We start from the raw sequence: 23700 nt of genomic DNA on the forward strand, positions 1-23700 counted from the left end.
CGCGCCGGCCCCGCTGGCACGACCACGGTCAGAGCGCGCGCAGCCGCGGCGCGATCTCCTCCGCGAAGAGCTCCAGGAAACGACGCTGATCCCGACCAGGCCCGTGGAAGACGAGATGGGTGAATCCGAGGTCGATGTACTCCGCGATGCGCGCCACCGCCTCGTCCGCATCGGCGCTCACGATCCAGCGGGACGCGATCTGCTCGATGGGCAGGGCATCGGCAGCGCGCTCCATCTCGACCGGATCCGTGATGTCGTGCTTCTGCTCCTGCGACAGCGAGAGCGGCGACCAGAAGCGGGTGTTCTCGTAGGCCTCGTCGATCGTGCCGGCGAAGGACAGCTTGATCTCGATCATGCGGTCGATGCTCGCCGGGTCGCGGCCCGCTGCGACCGCGCCCTCCGCCACGGCGGGCAGGAGCTCATCGGCGTACAGGGCCATCCCCTTGCCGGAGGTGCAGATGAACCCGTCGCCGACGCGGCCGGCGTACCGCGCGACCATCGGTCCGCCGGCGGCGATGTAGACGGGGATCGGACGCTCGGGACGGTCGTAGATGCTCGCATCGTGGGTCGAGTAGTACTCGCCGTCGAAACTCACCCTGTCCTCCCGCCACAGCGAGCGGATCAGACGCACCGACTCGCGCAGCCGGGCGAACCGCTCGCGAAAAGCCGGCCAGTTCTGCTCCCCCGCGCCCTGGAACCCCGGGGCGATCTCGTTGAGCGCCTCGCCCGAGCCCACCCCGAGGAAGACGCGATCGGGATACAGGCAGCCGAGCGTCGCGAACGCCTGGGCGATGACGGCGGGGTTGTAGCGGAAGGTCGGCGTCATCACCGATGTTCCCAGCGCGATGCGCTCCGTGCGCTCTCCGACGGCCGTCAGCCAGGACAGCGCGAACGGCGCGTGACCACCCTCGTGACGCCACGGCTGGAAGTGATCGCTGACCGTCGCCGAGTCGAACCCGAGCTCCTCGGCACGGACACCGAGCTCGACGAGTTCGCGCGGACCGAACTGCTCGGCGGAGGCCTTGTATCCCAGCTTGAGGGTCATCGTGGTCCTTTCCCGGCTCCGCTCCGCCGCGGCCGGCCTCCCCTCGATCCTGACACGGCGAGGAGCGACCGGCTCCGATCGTCCGCTCCGGCCGCGACCGATACCGCTCGGATAAGATCGACCTGTCGCCCGGATTGGCGGCATCGGCGGTCCGCACCTCGGATCGCGCGCCGGACGCACCCCGGCCGACCACCCGCGCAGCATCCCTCCGGCGCGGGTTCCCGGCACTCCGATCCGAGGACCACCGTGCGACGTCGACCGCTCACCCCGCTCCTGCTCGCCGCCACCATCGGCGCACTCGCCGGCTGCGCTCCCGCCGGCACGGCGATGCCGCCCGCCGCTGCCCCCGCGGCGAGCGCACCGACCGAAGCCACCGGCACTGGCTACCCCCTCACCCTCGAGAACTGCGGGGTGACGGTGACATTCGAGGACGCCCCGGCGCGGGTGCTCGCGATCAAGTCGACCTCGATCGAGATGATGCTCGCTCTCGGACTGCAGGACCGCCTCGTCGGCATCGCCTTCTCCGATGGTCCGGCGTCTTCGCTCTGGGCCGACCGCGCAGCGTCCCTGGCCACGGTGTCCGACAGGGTTCCGGGGCCGGAGGCGGTGCTCGCGCTCGAGCCCGACATGGTCTACGCCGGGTGGGAGTCGAACATCACCGCAGAGGGAGGCGGCGACCGCGCAGCTCTCGCCGACCTCGGTGTGCCGGGGTATGTCTCCCCCGCGGCGTGCACCGATCGTTCCGGCCCGCTGGAGTTCGACGACGTGTTCGGCGAGATCGCCGAGATCGGCGAGATCTTCGATGCGACAGACGCAGCCGCGACGCTCGTCGCAGATCAGCGCGGACGCCTCGCCGCCGTCGCCCCGTCTGAGGCCGGGCTCACCGCCCTCTGGTACAGCTCTGGCACCGACACCCCCTACATCGGTGCCGGGCAGGGCGCACCGCAGATGGTCCTCGACGCGGTGGGGCTGACCAACATCGCCTCCGACGTCGACGGCGGATGGTCGAGCCTCTCCTGGGAGGCGATCGCGGCCGCGGACCCCGATGTGATCGTGCTGGTCGACTCCGCGTGGAACAGCGCAGAGAAGAAGATCGGCGTGCTCGAATCGCACCCGGCGACGGCCGCGCTGCCCGCGGTCCAGCAGCGGCGGTATCTCGTGCTGCCCTTCCCCGCGAGCGAGGCAGGCGTGCGCAGCGTCGAGGCCGTCGAGTCCCTGCGCGCCCAGTTGGACGATCTGCCGTGACCCAGACCGACGCCCGGACCGCTCCGGCCCCGGCGAGGGCCGGAGCGCCCGGCGTCTTCCGCTCGGCCGGGACCGCTCGGCTGCTCCCGATCGGCATCGCCATCGCCCTCGCCGCAGCGCTGGCCGCATCCACGATCACCGCGGTCACCATCGGGCCGAGCGATGTCACCGCCGGAGAGGTCGGTGCGTCGGTGCTGGCACACCTCACCGGCGAGGCCTCGCCCCTCAGCCCCCTGCGTGACGCGATCGTCTGGCAGCTCCGCGTCCCCCGCGTGCTGACCGCCGCCGTGGTGGGCGCCGGTCTGGGGCTGTGCGGTGCGGTGCTGCAGTCGCTCACCCGCAACCCGCTCGCCGACCCCTACCTGCTCGGGCTGTCGTCCGGCGCCTCCCTCGGCGCGGTCGCGGTGATCCTGCTCGGAGCGACGATCGCCCTCCCGGCCGCGGCGTTTCTGGGCGGGCTGCTCGCGCTGGGGCTCACCCTTCTGCTCGCCAGGGACGGCACGGGCCTGCCGCCCACCCGTACCGTGCTCGCGGGGGTCGCCGTGTCCGCAGCGCTCAGCGCGGTGACGAGCCTGGCGATCTTCTGGAGCGCAACCGGAGACAGCTACCGCGAGATCCTGGGGTGGCTGCTCGGATCGATGGCGCGCGCACAGTGGCCGACGCTCGCCGTCGCGGCGGCGGCGCTCATGATCGTCGCGCCCGTCCTGCTCGGCTCCTCCCGCGCCCTCGACGCCTTCGCGCTCGGCGACCGCGGTGCGATGTCGCTCGGCGTCCCAGTCGAACGTGTGCGCTGGATCCTCCTGATCGCGACCACTCTGCTCACCTCCGCAGTGGTCTCGGTGAGCGGCTCGATCGGCTTCGTCGGTCTCGTCGTGCCCCACGCGGTCCGCGTGCTCGGTGGCCGCGCGCACCGGCACGTCCTGCCGTTCGCCGCTCTCGCCGGCGCGGTGCTGCTGATCTGGGCCGACACCGCCGCGCGGACCCTGTTCGACCCGAAGGAGCTGCCGGTCGGCGTGGTGACCGCGATCATCGGCGCCCCGGTCTTCGCGCTTCTGCTGCTGCGTTCACGGAGCATGCGGTGAGCGACCGCGCGACCGCGCCGGCCGCAACTCCGGCAAATCCGACGGCCTCGGGCCCAAACCCCCCGGTTCGGCCCGCGCAGGGCAAGGATTGCCGGAGTTGGGAAACGGATGGCGCGGGCATCCGCGCGGCCGGGGTGGTCGTGCAGGCCGGCCGGCACCGCATTCTCGGGCCGGTGGACCTGGACGCCGCACCGGGAGCGCTCACCGTCGTGGTCGGCCCGAACGGTGCCGGCAAGTCGACACTCCTGCATGTGCTCGGCGGCCTGCGACGACCAAGACGGGGCCTCGCTCTCCTGGGGAACACCGACCTCAGCGCCATCCCCCGCCGCGAGCGGGCCCGGCGCATCGCCCTGGTCGAGCAGGAGCCCGACGGCGCGCTCGCCGATCTGCGCGCCGAGGACGTCGTGCTGCTCGGCCGCATCCCCTACCTCGGCGTGCTCGGATCGCCCGCCGCCGACGACCGCGCGATCGCGATCGTCGCGATGGAGCACACCCGCACCGTCCACCTGGCTGATCGTCCCTTCTCCCGGCTCTCCGGCGGCGAGCGCCAGCGCGTGCTCCTGGCCCGCGCGATCGCCCAACAACCCGCCGTGCTCATCCTCGACGAGCCGACGAACCACCTCGACGTGCGGGCACAGCTCGACGCCCTAGAACTCGCCCGCGAGCTGGCAGACTCCGGCACGACGGTGGTCGCGGCGATCCACGATCTCAGCCTGGCGGCCGCCTACGCCGACCACGCGATCCTGCTGGCCGGGGGCGTCGTGGCCGCCGCGGGCGCGCCGGCGGCGGTGCTCACCGATGAGCGCCTCGCCACCGTCTTCGGCGTCGCGGCGGCGCGCGTGGCCCACCCCATCACCGGGGCTCCGCTCATCGCCTTCGCTCCCCTGCGCTGACGACGCCCGGCCCCGGCCGGCCGCAGCGGTCTACCGTGCGGCCTGGCCCGCCGCGAACCCCATCGCGTAGGCCTCATCCGACCCCAGCCGGAACATGTCGTGCTCGCTCGCCCGCACGATGCTCGATGCCCCGGGCAGCGACAGCTCGCCCACGAGATCGGCGCGTCCGCGCACGACCGCCACCGGCATCCCGCTTGTCTTGCCCGTGATGAGATCGCCCGCCCCGGCGAGCTCATCGGCCACGCACGGGCGCGTGACACGAAGCTCGCGACCGGCAGAATCGGTCGTCCCCTGCAGGTCCTCGAAGACGCGCACGCCGCCCGCGCCGATCGCGATGTCGGTCTGCCCGTCACGCCAGGGCCGCCCGAGCGTATCGCTCACGATCACACCGATCCGCACGCCGCACCGGGCGCGCAGGGTCGCCGCGATGTCTCTCGCCGAGGCGTCTGGATCGACCGGCAGCAGCAGCACGGTGCCCGCCGGGGTGTTCGACGTGTCCACCCCCGCCGCGGCTCCCACGACGCCGATGCGGTTCTGCACGATCCGCAGCACAGACCCGTCCGGGCGTTCCCGGCGGGCGACCACCCGCACGGTCTCTGCCGTGATCGCGTCCTCGCGATCGGCGGCGGCGACGATGCGCCCCTCGGCCTTCGAGAGGATCTTGGAGGTGACCACCAGGATGTCGCCGTCTGCGAGGTCGTCCCCCGACCCAGCGATCGCTGCCGCGATGAGCTCCGCCACGCTGTCGCCCGCCCGCACCTCGCCGATGCCGGGCACGCCCCACACCGTGATCCGCCGCGTCATCGCCCATCTCCTCCCCGGAGGGCCGGGCGCACGTCCCGCCCGAACACCTCAAGCCACCCCTCCTGTTCGCGCACCACGTTCTGCACGTAGAACCGCTCGAACCCGAGAGCCGCGAGCCGTTCCAGTTCCGCACGATGCACCCCAGGGTCGGCCGAGACCGGCATCCGCGCACGGATGTCGTCTGCCGTGACCGAGCGCGCGAGCTGCTCGACATCGAAGGGCGAGCGGATATCGCCGCGGGGAAACCGCATCCCGGCCATCGGCCAGTCCCGCAGCGCCGCCGCCGTGGCCTCGTCATCGGTGTGCGCCCACGCGATCTGCACGTGCACACCGAGCACGGGGGCCGGACGCCCCGCGTCCGCGGCGCCGGCACGCGCGGCCCGCACGATCGTGTCCATGCGCTCGGTCGGTCCTGCCGTCACGACGATCCCGTCGACGGTGCGCCCCGCGCGGCGCGCCGTCACCGGGCCGCCTGCCCACACCAGCACCTCCGGCGCCGCGGCGGCACCCCACAGGCGCGCGGTCTCGAGCCGCACGTGCTCGCCGCCGTGGCGCACGTCGGAGCGGCGACGAACCGTGCCGAGCAGCTTGCGGACGACGTCGGCGGCGTCGAAGAGCCGGGCCATCCGCTCGTGCCCCTCTGGCCAGTAGGTTCCGGTGATGTGCTCGTCGATCGCATCCCCCGATGACAGCACGAGCGTGTGGCGGCCAGGGTGCAGCGCGGCGGCGGTGAGGGCGGCCTGCGCGATCGAGGCCGGGTGCATCCGGTGGCCCGACACAGCCGAGATCGTGAGCGCGCCGCGGGTGCGCTCCCCCAGCGCTCCGAGCACGCTCCAGGCGAAGGGCGCATTGCCGTGCGCGGGAAGCCAGGGCTGGAAGCGGTCGAAGACGATCGTGCCGTCGAACCCGCTGGTGTCGGCGCGTTCTGCGAGGGCGAGCGCCGCGCGCGGAGGCAATTGGAGGAACGGAGCAACGTACTCGAATCGCATCCGCTTCCCCTCCGGCACCGTGCTCATGTCGGGCGCCGTGCTCATGCTCGCGATCGGCGAGCGGCGACGGCCAGGTCGACCATGAACAGCACGATCGCGACCCACACGATGATGAATCCGATCCAGCGTTCCGCCGGCATCGGCTCGTGCAGCACGAAAGCACCCAGGAGGAACTGCGCGATCGGCGCGATGAACTGCGTCACCCCGACTGCGACGAGCGACGTGCGCCGCGTGCCGGCGGCGAAGAGCAGCAGGGGGACGGCCGTCACCACGCCGGTGAGCAGCAGCATCGCGGTGTGCCAGCCGCTCACGTGGCCGAAGGTGATCCCCGTCGTGGCACCCACCAGAACCAGCTGCACGAAAGCGATCGGCAGCAACCAGAACGACTCGAAAGTGAGCCCGCTGACGGCGTCGACCGAGGGGCCGATCCACTTCTTGACCAGGCCGTAGAAGCCGAATGTCAGCGCGAGCGCCACGGAAACCCACGGGAAGTCCCCGTATCCGACGACGATGACGGCCACGGCGACCGCAGCGACCGCGATGGCCGCCCACTGCAGGGGCCGCAGACGCTCGCGGAGCACGAACACCCCGAGCAGCATCGTCAGGATCGGCGTGATGAAGTACCCCAGGCTCGTCTCGATCACATGCCCGCTGAGCGCGGCGAGGATGAAGACCTGCCAGTTGACGTAGATCAGCACCCCGGCCACCAGGGTCAGCAGCAGGGTGCGCGGGGTCCGTGCGATCGCGATGATCCGCGGCAGGCTGCGCGTGACGACGACGAGCGCGACGCACAGGACGAAGGAGAACAGCACCCGCCACGCGACGAGCTCCCAGGCACCGGTGGGCTGGAGCGTGACGAAGTACAGCGGCAGGACGCCCCAGAGGGCGTAGGCCGCGATGACATAGCCGGTGCCGATCGCTTTCTCCCGATCGGCGGAGACGCCGCCACCGGGATCACGAGGGGCGTCAGGAGGACTCGTCGTCACTCCCTCACTCTAAGGGCCGACGACGACACCGGGTCCGGGTACGACACCGGGTCCGCGTCGGCGCGCCGGCACGGAGGGCGACGCGGCTCGAACAGCGCAAACGGCGAAGGGGCCCGGATGCCTGAGCATCCGAACCCCTTCTGCGCGTAGTGATCTCAGCGAACGACGATCGCCAGGACGTCACGGGCCGACAGGACGAGGAACTCGTCCGAGCCGAACTTCACCTCGGTGCCGCCGTACTTGCTGTAGAGCACGCGGTCACCGACGGTGACGTCGAGCGGGATGCGGTTGCCGTTGTCGTCGATGCGGCCGGGGCCAACGGCCACGACCTCGCCCTCCTGGGGCTTCTCCTTGGCAGTGTCGGGGAGGACCAGGCCACTGGCGGTGGTCTGCTCGGCCTCGACCTGCTTGATGACGATGCGGTCCTCGAGCGGCTTGATGGAAACCGACACGGTCTACCTCTTCTTTCTTGACTGAGACATCAGAAGACTCGTTCGCACTCTCACCGGGAGAGTGCTAACTCACAGTGTAGGGGCATATCTGGCACTCACGCAATGCGAGTGCCAACGCGACCGCGCACCCGGATCACGCGACGGGCACACGCGTAGGCTGTCCCGGATGGACATGCCAGAGCTCGCTGCCCTGCTCACCCCCGAGGGCCTGCGCCTGCTCGACGCACTCGGCCGGGTGGAGGGCACCGACGACGTCGCCCGGGCGGTGTCCCGTCTCCGGGCGGACGGCTACGCCCCGGAGCTCGTCTCCGCGGTCGTCGGGCAGGCGCGGCTGCGCACCCGGGCAGAAGCGAAGTTCCCGGGCTTCGCCGAGCGGATGCTGTTCACCCGGGCGGGGCTCGAGCAGGCGACCCGCCTGGCGGTGGCCGCGCACCACGCTGCACGGTTCACCCGCGCGGGGCTGACCTCGGTCGCCGACCTGGGCTGCGGGATCGGCGGCGACTCGCTGGCGTTCGCCGGTCTCGGGCTGCGGGTCGTCTCGGTGGATGCCGACGAGGTGACGGCCGCGATCGCCGCCTACAACCTCGCGCCGTTCCGCGATGCCGTGCAGGTGCGCCAGAGCAGGGCCGAGGACGTCGATCTGGCCGACGTCGATGCCGTCTGGCTCGACCCGGCCCGCCGCACCGCCGGACACGGCGAGACGCGGCGCGTCTCTGCCGATGGCTACTCCCCCGCGCTGGACTGGGTGTTCCGCACCGCGGCGGAACACCCCGCGGGCATCAAGCTCGGGCCGGCCCACGACAGGGATGCCCTCCCGCAGGACGCCGAGACGCAGTGGGTCAGCGTCGACGGGTCGACCCTCGAGCTCATCGTGTGGACCGGAGCGCTCATGCGCCCGGACGTGCGCCGATCGGTCCTCGTGATCCAGGGCGGACGCCCGCACGAGCTCACCGCACCCGCAGACGCCCCCGACGCCGCGGTCCGCCCGCTCGGTGCGTACCTGCACGAGCCGGACGGCGCCGTGATCCGCGCCCGGCTGATCGGAGCGGTCGCGGAGCACCTGGAAGCCGGGATGCTCGATCCTCGCATCGCCTACCTCACCGGAGACGCCGCCACGACCAGCCCGTTCGCCCAGTCGTTCCGGGTGCGCGAGATCCTGCCCTCCGACGTCAAGGCCCTGGCGAAGGCGCTGCGGTCGCGCGGAATCGGACGGCTGGAGATCAAGAAGCGCGGGGTCGACGTCGATCCCGCCGCCCTCCGCCCGCGCCTGCGGCTCACGGGCGACGCCGAGGCGACGCTGATCCTCACGCGGATCGGCGATCGACGCACCGCGATCCTGGCCGACCGCGTGCCCCGAGCCTGACCCTGCCCCGCGCCTGACCCTGCCGGGGCGCCTGACGGGACCGGGGCGCCGGCGGCGTTCAGCCCCGCGTCACGCGCTCCACCGTGAGGAACGGACCCCATCCCTCCGACCAGCCCACCGAAAGCAGCATGCTCACGTACGGCTCGGACGAATCCTCCGAGACGACCGCATAGCCCAGCTCGAGCGGCGCAGTGTTCGATCCGGTCGACGCGACGCACGTGGTCGCCCTGCCGTACTGCGGATGATCGTACGAGAGACAGCTCCCCTCCTCCCCGCGGCGAGATCCGAGCCAGACCGGTCTTCCCTCGGCCTCTCCGATGATCCTGAGGGAGGTGCGATCCATCCCCTCCTGCTGCACGAGCGACTCGACCTCTCGCAGCTGCTCCGCGCTGAAGAGGTCCGTCGAGGACTCGCTCGTCCACCGCATGGCGGCGACCATCGGGGCGCCCGAGGTGGCGCGCATCAACCAGACGTTCAGCTGCTCCGTCCGCATCGGGCTCTCGCCCGGAGCGGACTCGCTCAGCGTGATCGACGCCGCGACCCCCTCCTGGAGCGCTCGCTCGGCCGGGACGCAGGTCTCCTCGTGCGATGCGCCCACGAGGACCAGGCAATGCTCCTCACCGCCGCCCCTGGTCGCCTCGAGCACGAGCACGCCGTCCTCCTCGCCGACCGCCAGCACCGACCCGTCGTCATAGTCACTGCGCTCGGCGACCGCGACGACTCGGTCACGCTGCTCGGCGGTGAGCGCGATCTCACCGGTGGGCGCCGGACGGGGAAGGAACCAGCCGATCACACCACCGGCGACCAGAACCGCCAGAGCGGCCGCTGCCGCCGCGCCGCGCCCGGGGCGTGGCCTCCCCGCCGGAGGCACCGGGTGTTCCTCCGCCGCCGGCACCGACGACTCCGCCGCCACGGCAGGCGGGCGCCCCTCCCCTCGCGCCGCGAAATCAGGCCGGCCGGTTGCCGCGCCCTCTTCCTCCGACGACGGCGGGACGACCCCGCGCCGGGCCGCCTCGAGATCGTGCAGCCGCACGCGATCGGCCGCCGTGGCCTGGCCGGACGGCCCGTAGACGAGCGCCTGCAGACGGCGAAGCTCAGCACCCTCATCCGCCGTCAGCATGCTCTCACGCTCCCCCGATCACCTGCATGATCGCCCACACCAGCCACCCCGCGCTGTAGATCGTCGCGACGATCCCGAGCACAAGCGCCCACCACGCCGCCTGGCGGTTCTCGATCGGCCGGCGGATCGCCATGATCGACGCCATCACGGCGAGGATCGCGACCGGGATCACCCAGCCGACGAAGAACGACGCCACGAGCGACACGATCGAGGCGAACAACGCCCACGGCGCCAGCCGGGTGTTGTCTGCCGGGGGCGCCCACCGCACGTCGATCTCCCCGGACACCGGGGCGCCATCGCCGGCCGCGTCCCCGTCCTCGGTCGCGAGATGCCGGTACCCTGCTCGGTCGACGTACCCGCTCGCCGCATCCTCCGCCCCCGGGACGGGGACAGGTGCGCCAGGCATCTCCTGCGTGAGCCCCGGAGGGAGGTCGATGCTGCCGGTGACGGTGCCATCAGCCGGACGCTTCTCGACGGTCGCTGTCGCAGAGCGCGCAGCCCGACGCGCGGCGCGGCGGGTCAGCGGACGCTGCTCACCCGACATCCGCCACCCCCGCGGCCGCCTCGTCGACCTGGATCTCGGTGACCGGCAGCGTCGAGTCGGCCCCGAAGCTCAGCGTCGATGGCCGGCGTCCCGAGGAGATGAGCTCCGCGGCGAGCGCGGCGATCATCGCGCCGTTGTCTGTGCACAAGGACAACGGCGGGATGCGCACCGCGACCCCCGCCGCTTCGGCCCTGGCCAGAGCGACGTCGCGCAGTCGCCGGTTGGCGACCACTCCGCCGCCCAGGAGCAGGCGCGGCACATCGCGGTCGACGCACGCGGCGAGGGCCTTCGTCACGAGCACGTCGACCACCGCCTCACGGAAGCTGGCGGCGACATCCGCGACCGGCACGTCGCGACCCTCGGCCTCGCAGGCCTCGACCCAGCGCGCCACGGCCGTCTTGAGCCCGGAGAAGGAGAAGTCGTAGCGGTGCTTCGCCAGGTCGGACGCCCGCGAGAGCCCCCGGGGGAAGCGGATGGCCTGCGGATCGCCCTCCGCCGCGGCCCGATCGATCTCGGGACCACCCGGGTAGGGCAGGCCGAGCAGTCGGGCCACCTTGTCGAAGGCCTCGCCCGCCGCGTCATCGACGGTCTCGCCCAGCATCTCCACATCGCTCGTCAGATCGCGCACGTGCAGCAGCGAGGTGTGGCCGCCGCTGACCAGCAGCGCCATGGTCGGGTACTCCAGGGGCGGCGCTGCCGGGTCGAGGATGTCGGCGGCGATGTGCCCGACCAGGTGATTGACGGCATACAGCGGCTTACCGAGCGAGACCGCGAGTCCCTTCGCGGCGCCGATGCCGACCATGAGCGCTCCGGCCAGGCCCGGCCCGCTGGTCACGGCGATCGCGTCGAGGTCGTCCAGCTCGATCTGCGCTTCGGCGAGGGCGCTCTCGATAGCCGGCTGCATCGCCTCCAGATGGGCGCGTGCAGCGACCTCCGGCACCACCCCGCCGTATCGGGCGTGCTCTGCCATGCTCGACGCGATCGTGTTCGACAGCAGCGTCCGACCGCGCACGATGCCGATACCGGTCTCGTCGCAGCTGGTCTCGATGCCCAGCACCAGGGGTCCGCTCATGCGCCGGTCTCCTCACCGGGCGCCACAGACACGGCAGCGGCCCACCCGCGCAGATCGAGCCGCATCACCACCGCGTCGACGTCGTCCGGCTGATAGTAGTGCGGGCGCACGGCGATCTCCGCGAAGCCCTCTGAGGCGTACAGCGCCGTCGCCACCGGATTGTCGGCGCGGACCTCGAGGAACATCTCTCCGGCACCGCGCTCGTGCCCCAGGGCCAGCAGCCGACGCAGCAGCGCGCGACCGAGGCCGGCGCCCCGAGCCCGCTCGTGCAGACCGATGGTCTGGATGTCGGCATCGCCGGAGCCCTGCACCGCGCGCACGCCGCCGTACCCGACGATCTCCCCCTGCGCCTCGACCACCACATAGCGGCCATGAGGCGAGGCCAGCTCGGCGGCCATCGTCTCGGCAGCCCAGGCGTCGGCGGGGAAGATGCGGTGCTCGAGCGCCATGATCGCGTCGAGGTCGGCTGGCCGTGCATCCCGGATGCTCATGCGACCGCCCGGGGTTTCGGCGGTGTCACGTCTGGTTGGCGCAGATACAGCGGCTCCGGGCCGGTCAGCGTGCGGCCGGCGGCAAGCGCGCGGGCTCCGGCCAGGGCGAGCGCTGCGGCATCGATCTGGGTGACGTCGATGCGAGGGGTGCCTGCCAGGACGGCATCCGCATCCACGGCCGTGACGAGCCTGGTGGGGATGTCGATGCGTGGCAGGTCGTCCGCGTCCGTTCCGTCGAACACGGTGATCGCCACCTCCCGGCGACGCGCATCGGTCACCACCGCGTAGCGGCCGGCGCGTGTCTGCGCCGGAAGGGCGAGGGCCGCGGCGATGTGGCTCGGCACGGGGATCACGGGAACGCGACGCCCGACGGCGAAGGCGCGCGCTGCGGCGATGCCGATGCGCAGGCCGGTGAAGGGGCCCGGCCCCATGCCGGAAACGACATGGGTGATGCGTCCCGCCCCGTCCTGCGCGAGGACGGCGGCGAGCAGGTCGCCGATGACCTCGGCATGACCGAGGGGGTTCTGGCTCGCGGCCGTGGCGCTGATCCCGCCGTCGGCGTCGACCAGGGCGATGGCCGTGCCGAGAGAGGTGTCGATACCCAGGATCACTCTCCTAGGCTACCGGCCCCTTTCGCCTCCCCCGCGTCCCGTCAACCCCGTGCGCGCCGGGCCCACCGTCTCTGCGTGCGTGCAGAGGGTGGACTCGCGGACGCGCACCGGGCAGATTCGGGGGCGGAAGAGGGATGGCGGGTCAGGGGTGCCGGCGGACCGTGACCACCCGCGGGGCATCGGGGGCGAGGTCCTCCGGAGCGAGGGATGACGTGCTCGGGGTGAGAGGGGATCCGCGGGGACGCTCGAGTTCGATGTCCCACCAGGCGTCGGCGAGGTCCTCGGCCAGACCGCGCCCCCACTCCACCACGACCACCGAGCCCGGCACGTCCAGATCGAGATCGTCGAGCTCGACCGCAGAGCCCAATCGGTAGGCGTCGACGTGCACGAGCGGCGCACGCCCGACGAGCGACGGGTGCGTCCGTGCGATCACGAACGTCGGAGACTGCACCGGGCCCCGCACCCCCAGCCCCTCCCCGAGACCGCGGGTGAACGTCGTCTTGCCCGCTCCCAGCGGCCCGGTGAGGATGAGGACGTCACCCGCGGCCAGTCCCTCCCCGATGCGACGGCCGAAGTCCTCCATGTCCGCCGCGCTGGCGATATCGCGGCGGCCGAGGAACGCGTCGTCGATCATGACGCCCGATCGGCGGCGCCGCGCTCGGACACGTAGCGCCGCGGCACCCGCGCGCCGATGCGCGTGACGATCTCATAGTTGATCGTCGCCGCGGCGTCGGCCCAGTCGGTCGCCGAGGGTGCGCCGACCGCCGGATCACCGAACAGCACGGCCTCGTCGCCCACCGCGACCGGGTGGTCGCCCACATCGACCACGAACTGGTCCATCGCGATGCGTCCGGCCACGCGGAAACGCTGCCCCCCGATCACCACAGGGCCGGCATCAGACGCCTGCCGCGGCACCCCGTCGGCGTACCCGAGGGGAACGAGGGCGAGCGTGGTCTCGCGCTCGGTGCGGCGCGCGTACCCGTAGGAGATGCCGGTGCCCGCCGGCACCCGGCGCACCGCGGCGACGCCCGCGCGCAGGGTCATCGCCGGACGCAGGCCAAGGTCGGCGGAGCCGCGGTCATCGAAGGGCGACAGGCCGTACATGCCGATGCCGATGCGCACCGCGTCGAGTCGCGCCTCCGGCAGAGCGATCGCGGCACGGGTGGCCGCCAGGTGACGGATACCCGGGTGCACCCCGGCCGTCTCGGCCACGGCGAGTCCGGCGCGGAATGCGTCCAGCGCAGCACGGTCGTCGTCCGGGGTGGTGTTGGAGAGGTGCCCGAAGATCCCCGCGACCCTGATCCGGCCGATCCGCTCCAGGCGCGCGGCCTCGGAGACAACCGCCGGCCAGTCGGCCGGCGCCACTCCGTTGCGGGACAGCCCGGTGTCGAGCTTGAGGTGGACGGCGGCCAGGGTCGGCGCTCCGAGGCCGGAGACGGCATCCGACACCGCCTCGAGCTGCGCGAACGAGGAGACGCCGATCTCGATCCCGGCCGCGACAGCGTCGTCGAAGCGACGCCCCGCCCCGTGCAGCCACGCCAGAAGAGGCACGTGGATACCGGCGCGACGCAGCGCGATGGCCTCGTCGAGATCGGCGGTGGCGATGCGCGAGGCTCCGCCGGCGATCGCCGCCTCCGCAACCGCCGGAGCGCCGTGCCCGTAGCCGTTCGCCTTCACGACCGCGATCACGTCGACCCCGGTCAGCCGGCGGAAATGACGGATGTTGTCGGCGATCGCGTCGAGGTCGACCACCGCCTCCCGAAACAGCCCGGTGCTCTCTGCGCTCATGCGGCTCCTCCTTCGTCTCGGACCGGTGCAGCCAGCCATGCGCCCTGCGCCGGGCCGCCGTCTCCTTCGGCCACCACGAACGCGGCAGCCAGCCCGGCATCATGGGTGAGCGTGAGGTGGAGCGCATCGATCCCGCGTTCCTGCACGACATCCGCGGTCGTGCCGGAGAGCACGAAGACCGGTTTGCCCGAGGCCTCCGACGCGATCTCGATCTCGGTCCAGTGCACACCCTCCGAACCGCCGAGGGTCTTGATCAGTGCCTCCTTGGCGGCGTAGCGCGCGGCCAAGGAGGCCGGGCGCATGCCCCGCTCTGCCGGCGCGAAAAGACGCTCGAGCAGCCGCGGTGTGCGCTCGATCGTGCGCTCGAACCGCGGGATGTCGACGAGGTCGATGCCGGTGCCGATGATCACCGGATCAGCCTATCGGCGCTTCCCCGGCGTGCCTCCGCCAGACGATCCGCCTGGATGGCGCACGGGGCCGCGTCCCCAACTCAGGCATTTTTCGCCGGAACGGCCGGAAACCCCGGTTCCGGGGCACCCGCCGGGCAGAAAGCCTGAGTGGGGAACAGACGCCGAGGGCCCGTCGCGACGCGACGGGCCCTCGGCGGAACGGCCGGACTACTCGACCGTGACGGACTTCGCGAGGTTGCGCGGCTGGTCGACGTCCAGGCCCTTGGCGGTCGCCAGCGCCATCGCGAACACCTGGAGCGGAACCACCTGCAGAAGCGGCTCGAACAGCGCGTCCGCGAGCGGAATGCGGATGACCTCGTCGGCGAACGGCAGCACGGCGGCGTCGCCCTCCTCCGCGATCACGATCACCCTGGCACCCCTGGCGCGGATCTCCTGGATGTTGGAGACCACCTTCGAGTGCAGCAGAGCGGAGTGACGCGGCGATGGCAGCAGGACGAAAACCGGCTGACCGGGCTCGATGAGCGCGATCGGGCCGTGCTTGAGCTCGCCGGCGGCGAAGCCCTCCGCGTGGATGTAGGAGATCTCCTTGAGCTTGAGCGCCCCCTCGAGGGCGATCGGATAGCCCACGTGGCGCCCGAGGAACAGCACGGAGCGGGTGTCGGCCATCCAGTGGGCCAGCTGCGCGACGTGGGCCTCTTCGGCTTCGAGCACGCGGGCGATCTTCGCCGGCAACGCCTCCAGCTCGGCCACCGCGTCGCCCGCGGCGTCCGTGCCGCGCACGCGCCCGATGTGCAGACCGAGCAGCAGCAGTGCGGTGATCTGCGCGACGAAGGCCTTGGTGGAGGCGACAGCGACCTCGGGGCCGGCGTGGGTGTAGACGACCGCGTCGGACTCGCGCGGGATCGTGGCGCCCTGGGTGTTGCAGATGGAGAGGGTGCGGGCGCCGCGCTCATGCGCGTACTTGACCGCCATGAGGGTGTCCATCGTCTCGCCGGACTGGCTGATCGACACGATGAGGGTGTCCTCGCCGATCACCGGGTCACGGTAGCGGAACTCGTGCGCGAGCTCGACGTCGACCGGCACGCGGGCCCACTGCTCGAGCGCGTACTTGCCGACCATGCCCGCATAGGCTGCCGTGCCGCACGCGATGATGATGATGCGGCGGACGCCGTGGAACAGCTCGTCGAGGCCTTCGAGCTCCGGGATGACGACCTCGCCGTCGCGCACGCGCCCGCGAATGGTGTTGGCGACCGCGTCCGGCTCCTCTGCGACCTCCTTGGCCATGAAGCTCGGCCAGCCGCCCTTCTCGGCGGCGTCGGCGTCCCACGAGACCTCGAAGGGCTCCGGCTCGACGGGGTTTCCGGCGAAGTCGGTGACGGTGACGGCGCCCGGGGTGATCGCGACGATCTCGTCCTGACCGATGGCCAGGGCGCGCCGGGTGTGCTCGACGAAGGCCGCGACATCGGAGCCGAGGAAGTTCTCCCCCTCGCCCAGGCCGATCACCAGCGGCGAGTTACGGCGCGCACCGACGACGAGATCGGGGTGGTCCTGGTGCAGCGCGAGCAGGGTGAACGCACCCTCGAGACGGTTGACGACGGCACGGAAGGCGGCCTGGAGGTCGCCGCCGTTGGCGCGGTACTCGCGCCCGAGGAGGACAGCGGCCACCTCGGTGTCCGTCTCGCTGCGGAACGTGAAGCCCTCGGCGCTGAGCTCTTCGCGCAGTTCGGCGAAGTTCTCGATGATGCCGTTGTGGATGAGCGCGAGGCGATCGTCGTCGGCGAGGTGCGGGTGCGCGTTCGCGTCGGTGGGTCCGCCGTGGGTCGCCCACCGGGTGTGCCCGATGCCGGTCGTGCCGGCAGGAAGCGCGGCATCGGCGAGCGAGTCTCTGAGGACGGCGAGCTTGCCGGCCTTCTTACGCATTCCGAGGGAGCCATCGCCGTCGACGACGGCGATGCCCGCGGAGTCGTAGCCACGGTATTCCAGGCGTGCCAGCCCGGCGAGGAGGATGTCCTGGCTGGGGCGGGGGCCCACGTATCCGACGATTCCACACATGGGTTCCAGATTAGGGCCTCGAAACCGTGAGTCAGCCCCATGTGCGCGGAGGCGTCGGGCGGTGCCGCTCTGCCCGGATATCGCCGCCGCGATCAGACCTTGCGCAGCTGCACGGTCTCGACGGCGTGGTCGGCACCCTTGTTGAGCACGAGCGTGGCCCGGTGCCTGGTCGGCAGCACGTTCTCATAGAGGTTCGGCAGGTTGATCTCGTTCCAGTAGCCGAGCGCGGTCGTGCGCGCTTCGTCGTCGGTGAGCTGGGCGAAGATGTTGAAGTAGGACGAGGGGTTGCTGAAGGCGCCTTCACGCAGCTTCAGGAACCGCGAGACGTACCAGTTCTCCAGGTGCTTGACGTCGGCGTCGACGAAGATGGAGAAGTCGAACAGGTCGCTCACCGCGATGTCGTTGGGCGCCGGGGGCGGCTGGAGCACATTGAGGCCCTCGACGATCACCACGTCCGGCCGGCGTACCACCACGTGCGCGTCCGGAACGATGTCGTACCGCATGTGGGAATAGAACGGCGCACGCACCTCGTCTGCTCCGCTCTTGACCTCGGTGAGGAAGGACAGCAGGGCCCGCCGATCGTAGGACTCGGGGAAGCCTTTCCGCTCCATCAGGCCGCGACGTTCGAGCTCGGCGTTGGAGTAGAGGAAGCCGTCTGTGGTGACCAGCTCGACCCGCGGCGTGCCGGGCCAGCGTGACATCAGCTCGCGCAGCAGGCGCGCGATGGTGGATTTGCCCACGGCGACGGAGCCGGCCACGCCCACCACGAACGGTGTCGTGCTGTCGTCCTCCTGGAGGAACGCGCTCGTGGCGGCGCCGAGTCTCCGGGTGTAGCTGGCATACAGGCTGAGCAGACGGCTGAGCGGCAGATAGACCTCGGCGACCTCTGTCACGTTCAACCGGTCGCCGATGCCGCGCAGCTGCACGACCTCGGTCTCGGTGAGCGGCTGTTCGATCCCGGCGGCGAGTTGCGCCCAGTCGGCGCGATCGATCCGACGGTACGGAGACAGCGGCTGCGTCGGGGTTGCGGTCACCGTGCCATCGTATCGGCGAGCTCGCAGCGGCGCCGGGCGACCGGCGGCGTGATGCCGCCCCGATGTAACGCGGCTGTGACACCGCTGACGCATTGCCGACAAACAACGGGGCTACGGTCGTCGCATGGCAGCTCACCCGAACCTCGAGTCCCGTACCGCCGCGCAGGGGGAACGCGCGGTGGGGAACCGCGAGGGCAGCGGTGCGCCCGGCCGATCGGCAGCCGGGCGCACCGTCGTCTCCGAGCCGCACGCCCCCTCCGGGGGCCGCTAGACCCGGCGGCGGCGGCGGATCTCCGGCAACGGCGCCGGCGGTGATCCGCAGCCGCCGCCGGCCGTTGTCCACCGCGGTGTAACACCGTCGTCACCGGCGCGACGCAGCGCCGAAAGATGCCGGGGTTAGCGTCAGGCATGGCCAGACGACGCCCTCACGACCCCTATCGCCGCGACCCGTGGTGGCGGCGGGAATACGGCGGGATGCCCGGATGGGCGATCGCCGTGCTGAGCGGCGCGGTGCTGGCCCTGCTCGGCTCCGGCGTCGCCGTGCAGTTCGGTCTGCTCTGAGTTCCGTGTGCCCTGAGTTCCGTGTGCCCTGAGCCGTCGCCGCTCGCGGCCCCGGGACGGTACCCTGTGTGAGTGCGACTGGGAGTTCTCGACATCGGCTCGAACACCGTGCACCTGCTCGTCGCCGACGCCCATCCCGGAGGCCGGCCGCTGGCCTCGACGAGTCAGCGCACCGTGCTGCGGCTGATGCGCTACCTCCAGCCGGACGGGTCCCTCAGCGAGTTGGGCATCCGTGCTCTGGAGACCGCGGCCCGCGAGGCTCGGGCGATCGCGGAGACCGAGGGCGTCGAAGAGCTCCTCGCCACGGCGACGAGCGCCGTGCGAGAGGCGACCAACGGCGCCGAGGTCATCACGCGGATCGAGGCGGCCCTCGGCCAGCCCCTGCAGGTGCTGCAGGGCGAGGACGAGGCCCGCTACACCTTCCTGGCGGTGCGCCGTTGGCTCGGCTGGTCTGCCGGGCAGATCCTCCTGTTCGACATCGGCGGCGGCTCGCTGGAGATCGCCGCCGGGGACGACGAGCTGCCCGATGCGGCGGCTTCGGTGCCGCTGGGAGCCGGCCGGATGACGATCGAGCTCCTGCCGGAGGACCCGCCGTCTGACGAAGCCCTCGATGCGCTGCGGCGTCACGCGCGCCAGACCATCGCGCCGGTCGCCGAGCGCTTCAGCTCTCTCCCCGATCCGCATCGCGTGGTGGGTTCGTCGAAGGCGATCCGCTCGCTCGCGAAGCTCGCCGGCTACCCGGTGCCGGGCTGGTCCGGTGTCGAGCGCATGATCCTCCCCCGCGCGGCGCTGAAGTCCTGGATCCCCCGCCTGGCCCGCATCCCGGCAGACATGCGTGACACCCTGCCGGGAATCACGGCTGACCGCGCCTTCCAGATCGTGGCCGCCGCCGTCGTGGTTCATCAGGCGATGAAGGCCTTCGACGTGGACGAGCTCGAGGTGAGCCCGTGGGCGCTGCGCGAAGGCGTGCTGCTGCGCTACATCGAGACGCTCGCGTGGAGCGTGCCGGGGCTCGTGCCGGCCTCCGAGGTGGCGGCCGCACCCGGCTCCGACGCCGCGTAGCATCGACAGGATGCCCCGCTCCCGAACCACCCCCGCCGTCTGGGCGGCCAGGGTTCTGCTGGTGCCGTATCTGGTCGGACTGCTGCTGATCACGCTCCTGCCGGGTGAGGATGCCGGGAAAGTCACGGGGATCGTCGCGACGGTGGCGCAGATCGCCGCGGACCTGACAGGACTCGCGTTCACGCACATCTACGCGGTGCTGGAGTTCACCGCGAACATCGCCCTGTTCTGTCCGCTCGGCGTGCTCATCCCGGTGGCGTGGCCGCGGCTGTCCGGCTGGCTCGTCGTCGCCCTGGGCGCCGGATCGAGCATCCTCATCGAGCTCACGCAGCTGCTCGTGCCCGGCCGCGTCTCGACGATCTCCGACGTGATCGCCAACGCCCTCGGCACCGCGGTCGGGGTTGCTCTCGTCGCACTCTGGCGGCGCACGCGCCGAGGACATCGACCCTGACCGCGCCGCCGTCCCGCTCGCGCCGACACCGAGATCGTCGTTGTACCGACCGATCTCGTCGCCTCACCTGCGGCGCCAGCGAGTCCGCGGACACGAGGCGCCGCATAGACAGTGGGCGTGCGTCGTTCTCCCCCTGAGATCGGCAGCACCACCGCAGGAACGGAAACAGCAGCATCGGTGGTCTGCGATTGCGGGCGGGCGCGCATCGTCGCGCTGTTTCCGCTCCGCGCGTCTTCGTGGTCGTGAACAGCCCGTGTCATCTCATCGCGCCTCGCAGGGGTTCCCCTCCGGAGGCGTCCCCTGTCCGGCACCCTCCGAAACGGTCGCCGTCACAGAATCCCATCGGGACGGTTCCGCGGACATCGGGGCCGGTCCCTGGTGCATCAGGAAATGGCCCTGGTGCATCAGGAAATGGCCCTGGTGCGTCAGGAAATGGCCTTCGTGCCTCAGGAAATGGTGAGAGTCGTGACGGCGTCGGCCGGAAGTTCACCCAGGAACCTCACATCGCCGACGATCTCCGGCGAGTAAGCGACGTACTGGATTCTTTGGACGACGCGATATGTGCCCGCGGGCAGAACGGTCGTCGCTGTGCCGCCGAACTGCTGATTCGCGTTCCGGCCCAGGGTGACGTCGGTCGCCGGAACGAGCACCGCGACTTCGACGCCGCCGGCGTCTTCGACGATGACAGACCAGGTGACCACCGCCTGAGCCGGCGTGTCCGGATAGGACACGCCCGCCGCGCGCGCCGCGATATTCGCTTCATACTGGATCTGCGCGGCGTCCAGCGCGATCTTCTTGTCCCAGGACACCCGCGCGTTCGGTGCGTACGCGTGGATGACAGCCGCCGTCCACACCGAACGCGCACTCGCTGCCGCCATGCCCAGCGGAATAGTGACGACGACAACCGGAGCCGCCCAGGCGCCGATTTTCATGAGCTTGCGGCGATCAATGCCGCCGGATGTGGCCGCAGAGCCGACCTGGGGGGTCCGATCGCTCATTCAATCCTCATTCATGAAGCATTCTCGTACGGAATCGTCTACATGTCAGACGATTGGGGAAGGCCACAGGATAACAGAGGAAATCTCGGAATCCCCGGGTCTCGATCACGCCCTTCCGCGCGACGAATACTTTTCGGACCATTTCCGCAGCCAGCGCACGGCCGGCACCACCGAGCCACCGGCGCTCGGTATTCTCACTGGCGCCCCATCCCGAACACTGGTGCCCCATCCCGAAAGGGAGCGTTCGTGCACGCGCAGACAAGCACGGACACGGCATGAATGTCTTGGGATCGTCGACCCCGGAAAGCATCGGCTCAGCCACACCCCGGCGGCGGTCCGCGCCTGGGCCGTCCCGTACGCCGCTATACGTCTATACGTCCGGCGGCGCCGACCGCGTCGCCGCAAGATGCTCGGCGAAGGCCACCGTCAGCATGCCGAGGCAGGTGCCGGCGGTGTTGGCCACCAGATCCATCACCGACGGCGTCCGCCCGTCCAGGGCGATCGCTTGCACCGACTCGATCATGAGCGAGACCAGCATGCCCATCGGCAGCACGAGATAGCGGTTCGGCCGCCCCAGCATCAGGGCCAGGAGAGCACCCAGGGGCACGAAGAGGAGGATGTTGGCGCCGAACTCGACCCGGTCGTACGTGAGCAGCGGAACGTGCGCGATGATCTTCTTCAGCAACGGCGCGATGCCGGCGTCGACGTGCTCCGGCCAGAAGGCCACGAATGTCAGGGCGAGCGCATAGAGGGCAAGCCAGAACCCCGGGCGCTCGTACGGCGAACGGCGCCCGGGAGGATCAGAGGGCAAGGCGCTCCCGCACCACCGCGGCGAGCTGCTCAGCGTACGTCTGAGCCGACGCCGCGTCGGCGGCCTCGACCATCACGCGCACGAGCGGCTCGGTGCCGGACTTGCGCAGCAGCACCCGGCCGCTGTCGCCGAGGGCTGCCTCGATGTCGCGCACCGCCTCCTGGAGGGTTTCGTCGTCGTTCACGCGGTCTTTGTCCACGCCAGGGACGTTCATCAGCACCTGCGGATACACCGTCATGACCGACGCCAGCTCTGCGAGCGTCTTGCGCTGGCGAGCCATCTCCGCCACGAGGTGCATGCCGGTGAGCACGCCGTCGCCCGTCGTGGCGAAGTCGCTCATGATGACGTGACCGGACTGCTCGCCGCCCAGGGAGTACCGACCGGCGTTCATGTCCTCGAGCACGTAGCGGTCACCGACCGCGGTCTGGCGGACGGTGATCCCGTGCTCGCGCATCGCGACGTGCAGGCCGAGGTTGCTCATCACGGTGGCCACGAGCGTGTCGTCGACCAGCCGCCGGCGCTGCTTCATGGCCAGCGCCAGGATGGCCATGATCTGGTCGCCCCCGACGATGTTGCCGTCGGCGTCGACCGCCAGGCACCGGTCAGCGTCGCCGTCGTGCGCGATGCCGACGTCGGCGCCCACGCGCACGACCTCGGCGGCGAGCTTGTCGAGGTGCGTCGAGCCGACGCCGTCGTTGATGTTGATGCCGTCCGGGTCCGCCCCGATCACCGTGACCTTGGCACCGGCGGCGCTGAAAGCCTCTGGTGACGCGCCGGACGCCGCGCCGTGCGCACAGTCGACCACGACGTGCAGTCCGTCGAGCCGATGCGGCAGCGACGCCAGCAGGTGCATGACGTACCGGTCTTCTGCGTCGGCGAAGCGCCGCACGCGACCGACGCCGTCACCGGTCGGCTGCAGCTTCGGTCCGGCCATGGCGGCCTCGATGCGCTGCTCGACCTCGTCGGGCAGCTTGACCCCGCCGCGGGCGAAGATCTTGATGCCGTTGTCCGGTGCGGGATTGTGCGATGCCGAGATCATCACACCGAAGTCGGCGTCGATGTCGGAGATCAGGAAGGCCGCCGCCGGGGTCGGCAGAGTCCCGGCATCGAGCACGTCGACGCCGGACGACGCCAGTCCCGCCTCGACGGCGGCACTGAGGAAGTGGCCGGAGATACGCGGGTCACGCGCGACGACGGCGGTGAGCCGCTTCCCGGCGGTCTGACGAGCCTCCGCGATACGGCCCTGGCCCAGGACGACGGCAGTCGCCTGGGCCAGGGTGAGCGCGAGGTCGGCGGTGAGGAGGCCATTGGCCAGGCCCCGCACACCGTCCGTACCGAACAGCGCCATGAAGCTTTAGCGCTTCGAGTACTGAGGCGCCTTACGGGCCTTCTTGAGACCAGCCTTCTTGCGCTCCTTCACGCGAGCGTCGCGCGAGAGGAAGCCGGCCTTCTTCAGGGTCGGGCGGTTGTTCTCGACGTCGATGCCGTTGAGGGCACGGGCGATGCCGAGGCGCAGCGCACCGGCCTGACCCGAGGGGCCGCCACCGGCGATACGGGCGATCACGTCGTACGAGCCGCTCAGCTCGAGAACCGTGAACGGGTCGTTGATCAGCTGCTGGTGCAGCTTGTTCGGGAAGTAGTCCTCGAGGGTGCGGCCGTTGACGGTGATGACACCGGAGCCGGGGACCAGGCGCACGCGGGCGATGGCCTGCTTGCGACGGCCGACGGCTGCGCCGGGAACGGAGAGGACCGGACGGGCGGTGGCCTCAGCCGCCGGCGCGTCGGGGGTCTCGGTGGAGTAGTTCTGCGGGAATTCTTCGATGGTCGACATCAGTT

The 23700-nt window shown here is 71.1% G+C and carries 27 protein-coding genes; 8 read left to right on the forward strand and 19 right to left on the reverse strand.

The window, feature by feature from the left end; all coding sequences use genetic code 11:
• Positions 1 to 28: 28 nt before the first annotated feature.
• Positions 29 to 1045, reverse strand: coding sequence for a glucose-6-phosphate dehydrogenase (coenzyme-F420) (fgd, locus tag AC3RXY_RS12315; protein ID WP_491511220.1), 1017 nt, complete (start codon positions 1043 to 1045; stop codon positions 29 to 31).
• Positions 1046 to 1291: 246 nt separating this feature from the next.
• Between fgd and AC3RXY_RS12320 the strand changes: the two genes are divergently transcribed.
• The 3 genes from AC3RXY_RS12320 (at position 1292) to AC3RXY_RS12330 (ending at position 4265) form a co-directional block, all read left to right on the forward strand.
• On the forward strand, positions 1292 to 2290 hold the full coding sequence (locus tag AC3RXY_RS12320; protein ID WP_491511221.1) for a putative F420-0 ABC transporter substrate-binding protein: 999 nt from the start codon (positions 1292 to 1294) through the stop codon (positions 2288 to 2290).
• Complete coding sequence (locus tag AC3RXY_RS12325; RefSeq protein WP_491511222.1) at positions 2287 to 3372, forward strand: putative F420-0 ABC transporter permease subunit; 1086 nt, start codon at positions 2287 to 2289, stop codon at positions 3370 to 3372. The genes AC3RXY_RS12320 and AC3RXY_RS12325 overlap by 4 nt, the downstream gene beginning before the upstream one ends.
• Before the next feature lie 173 nt (positions 3373 to 3545).
• Positions 3546 to 4265: an ABC transporter ATP-binding protein gene (locus tag AC3RXY_RS12330; protein ID WP_491511223.1), complete on the forward strand. Its 720-nt coding sequence runs from the start codon at positions 3546 to 3548 to the stop codon at positions 4263 to 4265.
• 30 nt (positions 4266 to 4295) lie between these two features.
• Here AC3RXY_RS12330 and cofE read toward each other — a convergent pair whose 3' ends face one another.
• The 4 genes from cofE to groES form a co-directional block, all read right to left on the reverse strand.
• The gene (gene cofE / locus AC3RXY_RS12335) at positions 4296 to 5069 is read right to left on the reverse strand and encodes a coenzyme F420-0:L-glutamate ligase (RefSeq protein WP_491511224.1); all 774 of its coding nucleotides are present in this window, start codon (positions 5067 to 5069) and stop codon (positions 4296 to 4298) included.
• Entirely contained in the window at positions 5066 to 6103 is a 1038-nt protein-coding gene (locus AC3RXY_RS12340) for an LLM class flavin-dependent oxidoreductase (protein WP_491511225.1), read from the reverse strand. Before AC3RXY_RS12340 ends, cofE begins: the two co-directional genes overlap by 4 nt.
• Positions 6100 to 7044, reverse strand: coding sequence for an EamA family transporter RarD (gene rarD, locus AC3RXY_RS12345; RefSeq protein ID WP_491511226.1), 945 nt, complete (start codon positions 7042 to 7044; stop codon positions 6100 to 6102). The genes AC3RXY_RS12340 and rarD overlap by 4 nt, the downstream gene beginning before the upstream one ends.
• A gap of 155 nt (positions 7045 to 7199) precedes the next feature.
• Entirely contained in the window at positions 7200 to 7496 is a 297-nt protein-coding gene (groES, locus tag AC3RXY_RS12350) for a co-chaperone GroES (protein ID WP_491511227.1), read from the reverse strand.
• Positions 7497 to 7662: 166 nt separating this feature from the next.
• On the opposite strand from groES, the gene AC3RXY_RS12355 reads away from it, so the two are divergent.
• Complete coding sequence (locus tag AC3RXY_RS12355; RefSeq protein WP_491511228.1) at positions 7663 to 8859, forward strand: THUMP-like domain-containing protein; 1197 nt, start codon at positions 7663 to 7665, stop codon at positions 8857 to 8859.
• Positions 8860 to 8917: 58 nt separating this feature from the next.
• Here AC3RXY_RS12355 and AC3RXY_RS12360 read toward each other — a convergent pair whose 3' ends face one another.
• The 10 genes from AC3RXY_RS12360 to coaA form a co-directional block, all read right to left on the reverse strand.
• Positions 8918 to 9979: a hypothetical protein gene (locus tag AC3RXY_RS12360; protein ID WP_491511229.1), complete on the reverse strand. Its 1062-nt coding sequence runs from the start codon at positions 9977 to 9979 to the stop codon at positions 8918 to 8920.
• A gap of 4 nt (positions 9980 to 9983) precedes the next feature.
• The gene (locus AC3RXY_RS12365) at positions 9984 to 10523 is read right to left on the reverse strand and encodes a hypothetical protein (RefSeq protein WP_491511230.1); all 540 of its coding nucleotides are present in this window, start codon (positions 10521 to 10523) and stop codon (positions 9984 to 9986) included.
• Positions 10513 to 11595, reverse strand: coding sequence for a tRNA (adenosine(37)-N6)-threonylcarbamoyltransferase complex transferase subunit TsaD (gene tsaD, locus AC3RXY_RS12370; RefSeq protein ID WP_491511231.1), 1083 nt, complete (start codon positions 11593 to 11595; stop codon positions 10513 to 10515). Before tsaD ends, AC3RXY_RS12365 begins: the two co-directional genes overlap by 11 nt.
• Positions 11592 to 12086 carry a ribosomal protein S18-alanine N-acetyltransferase gene (gene rimI / locus AC3RXY_RS12375; RefSeq protein ID WP_491511232.1) on the reverse strand — a complete coding sequence of 165 codons (495 nt, stop codon included), beginning with the start codon at positions 12084 to 12086 and terminating at the stop codon, positions 11592 to 11594. The genes tsaD and rimI overlap by 4 nt, the downstream gene beginning before the upstream one ends.
• A complete protein-coding gene (gene tsaB / locus AC3RXY_RS12380) occupies positions 12083 to 12697 on the reverse strand; it encodes a tRNA (adenosine(37)-N6)-threonylcarbamoyltransferase complex dimerization subunit type 1 TsaB (RefSeq protein ID WP_491511233.1) in 615 nt (204 codons plus the stop codon). Before tsaB ends, rimI begins: the two co-directional genes overlap by 4 nt.
• A gap of 142 nt (positions 12698 to 12839) precedes the next feature.
• Positions 12840 to 13331: a tRNA (adenosine(37)-N6)-threonylcarbamoyltransferase complex ATPase subunit type 1 TsaE gene (gene tsaE / locus AC3RXY_RS12385; RefSeq protein WP_491511234.1), complete on the reverse strand. Its 492-nt coding sequence runs from the start codon at positions 13329 to 13331 to the stop codon at positions 12840 to 12842.
• Positions 13328 to 14485, reverse strand: a complete 1158-nt coding sequence (gene alr, locus AC3RXY_RS12390; RefSeq protein WP_491511235.1) for an alanine racemase — start codon at positions 14483 to 14485, stop codon at positions 13328 to 13330. Before alr ends, tsaE begins: the two co-directional genes overlap by 4 nt.
• Positions 14482 to 14895: a holo-ACP synthase gene (locus AC3RXY_RS12395; RefSeq protein WP_491511236.1), complete on the reverse strand. Its 414-nt coding sequence runs from the start codon at positions 14893 to 14895 to the stop codon at positions 14482 to 14484. The genes alr and AC3RXY_RS12395 overlap by 4 nt, the downstream gene beginning before the upstream one ends.
• Before the next feature lie 207 nt (positions 14896 to 15102).
• Positions 15103 to 16947, reverse strand: a complete 1845-nt coding sequence (glmS, locus tag AC3RXY_RS12400) for a glutamine--fructose-6-phosphate transaminase (isomerizing) (RefSeq protein WP_491511237.1) — start codon at positions 16945 to 16947, stop codon at positions 15103 to 15105.
• A gap of 92 nt (positions 16948 to 17039) precedes the next feature.
• Entirely contained in the window at positions 17040 to 17981 is a 942-nt protein-coding gene (gene coaA, locus AC3RXY_RS12405) for a type I pantothenate kinase (RefSeq protein WP_491511238.1), read from the reverse strand.
• Positions 17982 to 18105: 124 nt separating this feature from the next.
• On the opposite strand from coaA, the gene AC3RXY_RS12410 reads away from it, so the two are divergent.
• The 4 genes from AC3RXY_RS12410 to AC3RXY_RS12425 all read left to right on the forward strand — a co-directional run bounded on the left by AC3RXY_RS12410 (position 18106) and on the right by AC3RXY_RS12425 (position 20055).
• The gene (locus AC3RXY_RS12410; protein ID WP_491511239.1) at positions 18106 to 18252 is read left to right on the forward strand and encodes a hypothetical protein; all 147 of its coding nucleotides are present in this window, start codon (positions 18106 to 18108) and stop codon (positions 18250 to 18252) included.
• Between the two features lie 137 nt (positions 18253 to 18389).
• On the forward strand, positions 18390 to 18542 hold the full coding sequence (locus tag AC3RXY_RS12415; protein WP_491511240.1) for a hypothetical protein: 153 nt from the start codon (positions 18390 to 18392) through the stop codon (positions 18540 to 18542).
• A gap of 72 nt (positions 18543 to 18614) precedes the next feature.
• A complete protein-coding gene (locus tag AC3RXY_RS12420) occupies positions 18615 to 19604 on the forward strand; it encodes a Ppx/GppA phosphatase family protein (protein WP_491511241.1) in 990 nt (329 codons plus the stop codon).
• 10 nt (positions 19605 to 19614) lie between these two features.
• Positions 19615 to 20055 (forward strand): VanZ family protein, encoded by a 441-nt coding sequence (locus AC3RXY_RS12425; protein WP_491511242.1) that lies wholly within the window; start codon positions 19615 to 19617, stop codon positions 20053 to 20055.
• 446 nt (positions 20056 to 20501) lie between these two features.
• Here the strand turns inward: AC3RXY_RS12425 and AC3RXY_RS12430 are convergent, their stop codons facing one another.
• From AC3RXY_RS12430 to rpsI, 4 genes are all read right to left on the reverse strand, one after another.
• Positions 20502 to 21053 carry a hypothetical protein gene (locus AC3RXY_RS12430; RefSeq protein ID WP_491511243.1) on the reverse strand — a complete coding sequence of 184 codons (552 nt, stop codon included), beginning with the start codon at positions 21051 to 21053 and terminating at the stop codon, positions 20502 to 20504.
• Positions 21054 to 21423: 370 nt separating this feature from the next.
• Complete coding sequence (locus AC3RXY_RS12435) at positions 21424 to 21864, reverse strand: VanZ family protein (protein WP_491511244.1); 441 nt, start codon at positions 21862 to 21864, stop codon at positions 21424 to 21426.
• Complete coding sequence (glmM, locus tag AC3RXY_RS12440; RefSeq protein WP_491511245.1) at positions 21854 to 23212, reverse strand: phosphoglucosamine mutase; 1359 nt, start codon at positions 23210 to 23212, stop codon at positions 21854 to 21856. The genes AC3RXY_RS12435 and glmM overlap by 11 nt, the downstream gene beginning before the upstream one ends.
• 6 nt (positions 23213 to 23218) lie before the next feature.
• Positions 23219 to 23695 carry a 30S ribosomal protein S9 gene (gene rpsI / locus AC3RXY_RS12445; RefSeq protein ID WP_491511246.1) on the reverse strand — a complete coding sequence of 159 codons (477 nt, stop codon included), beginning with the start codon at positions 23693 to 23695 and terminating at the stop codon, positions 23219 to 23221.
• Positions 23696 to 23700 lie beyond the last annotated feature (5 nt).

Source organism: Microbacterium longlingense, assembly GCF_058349825.2.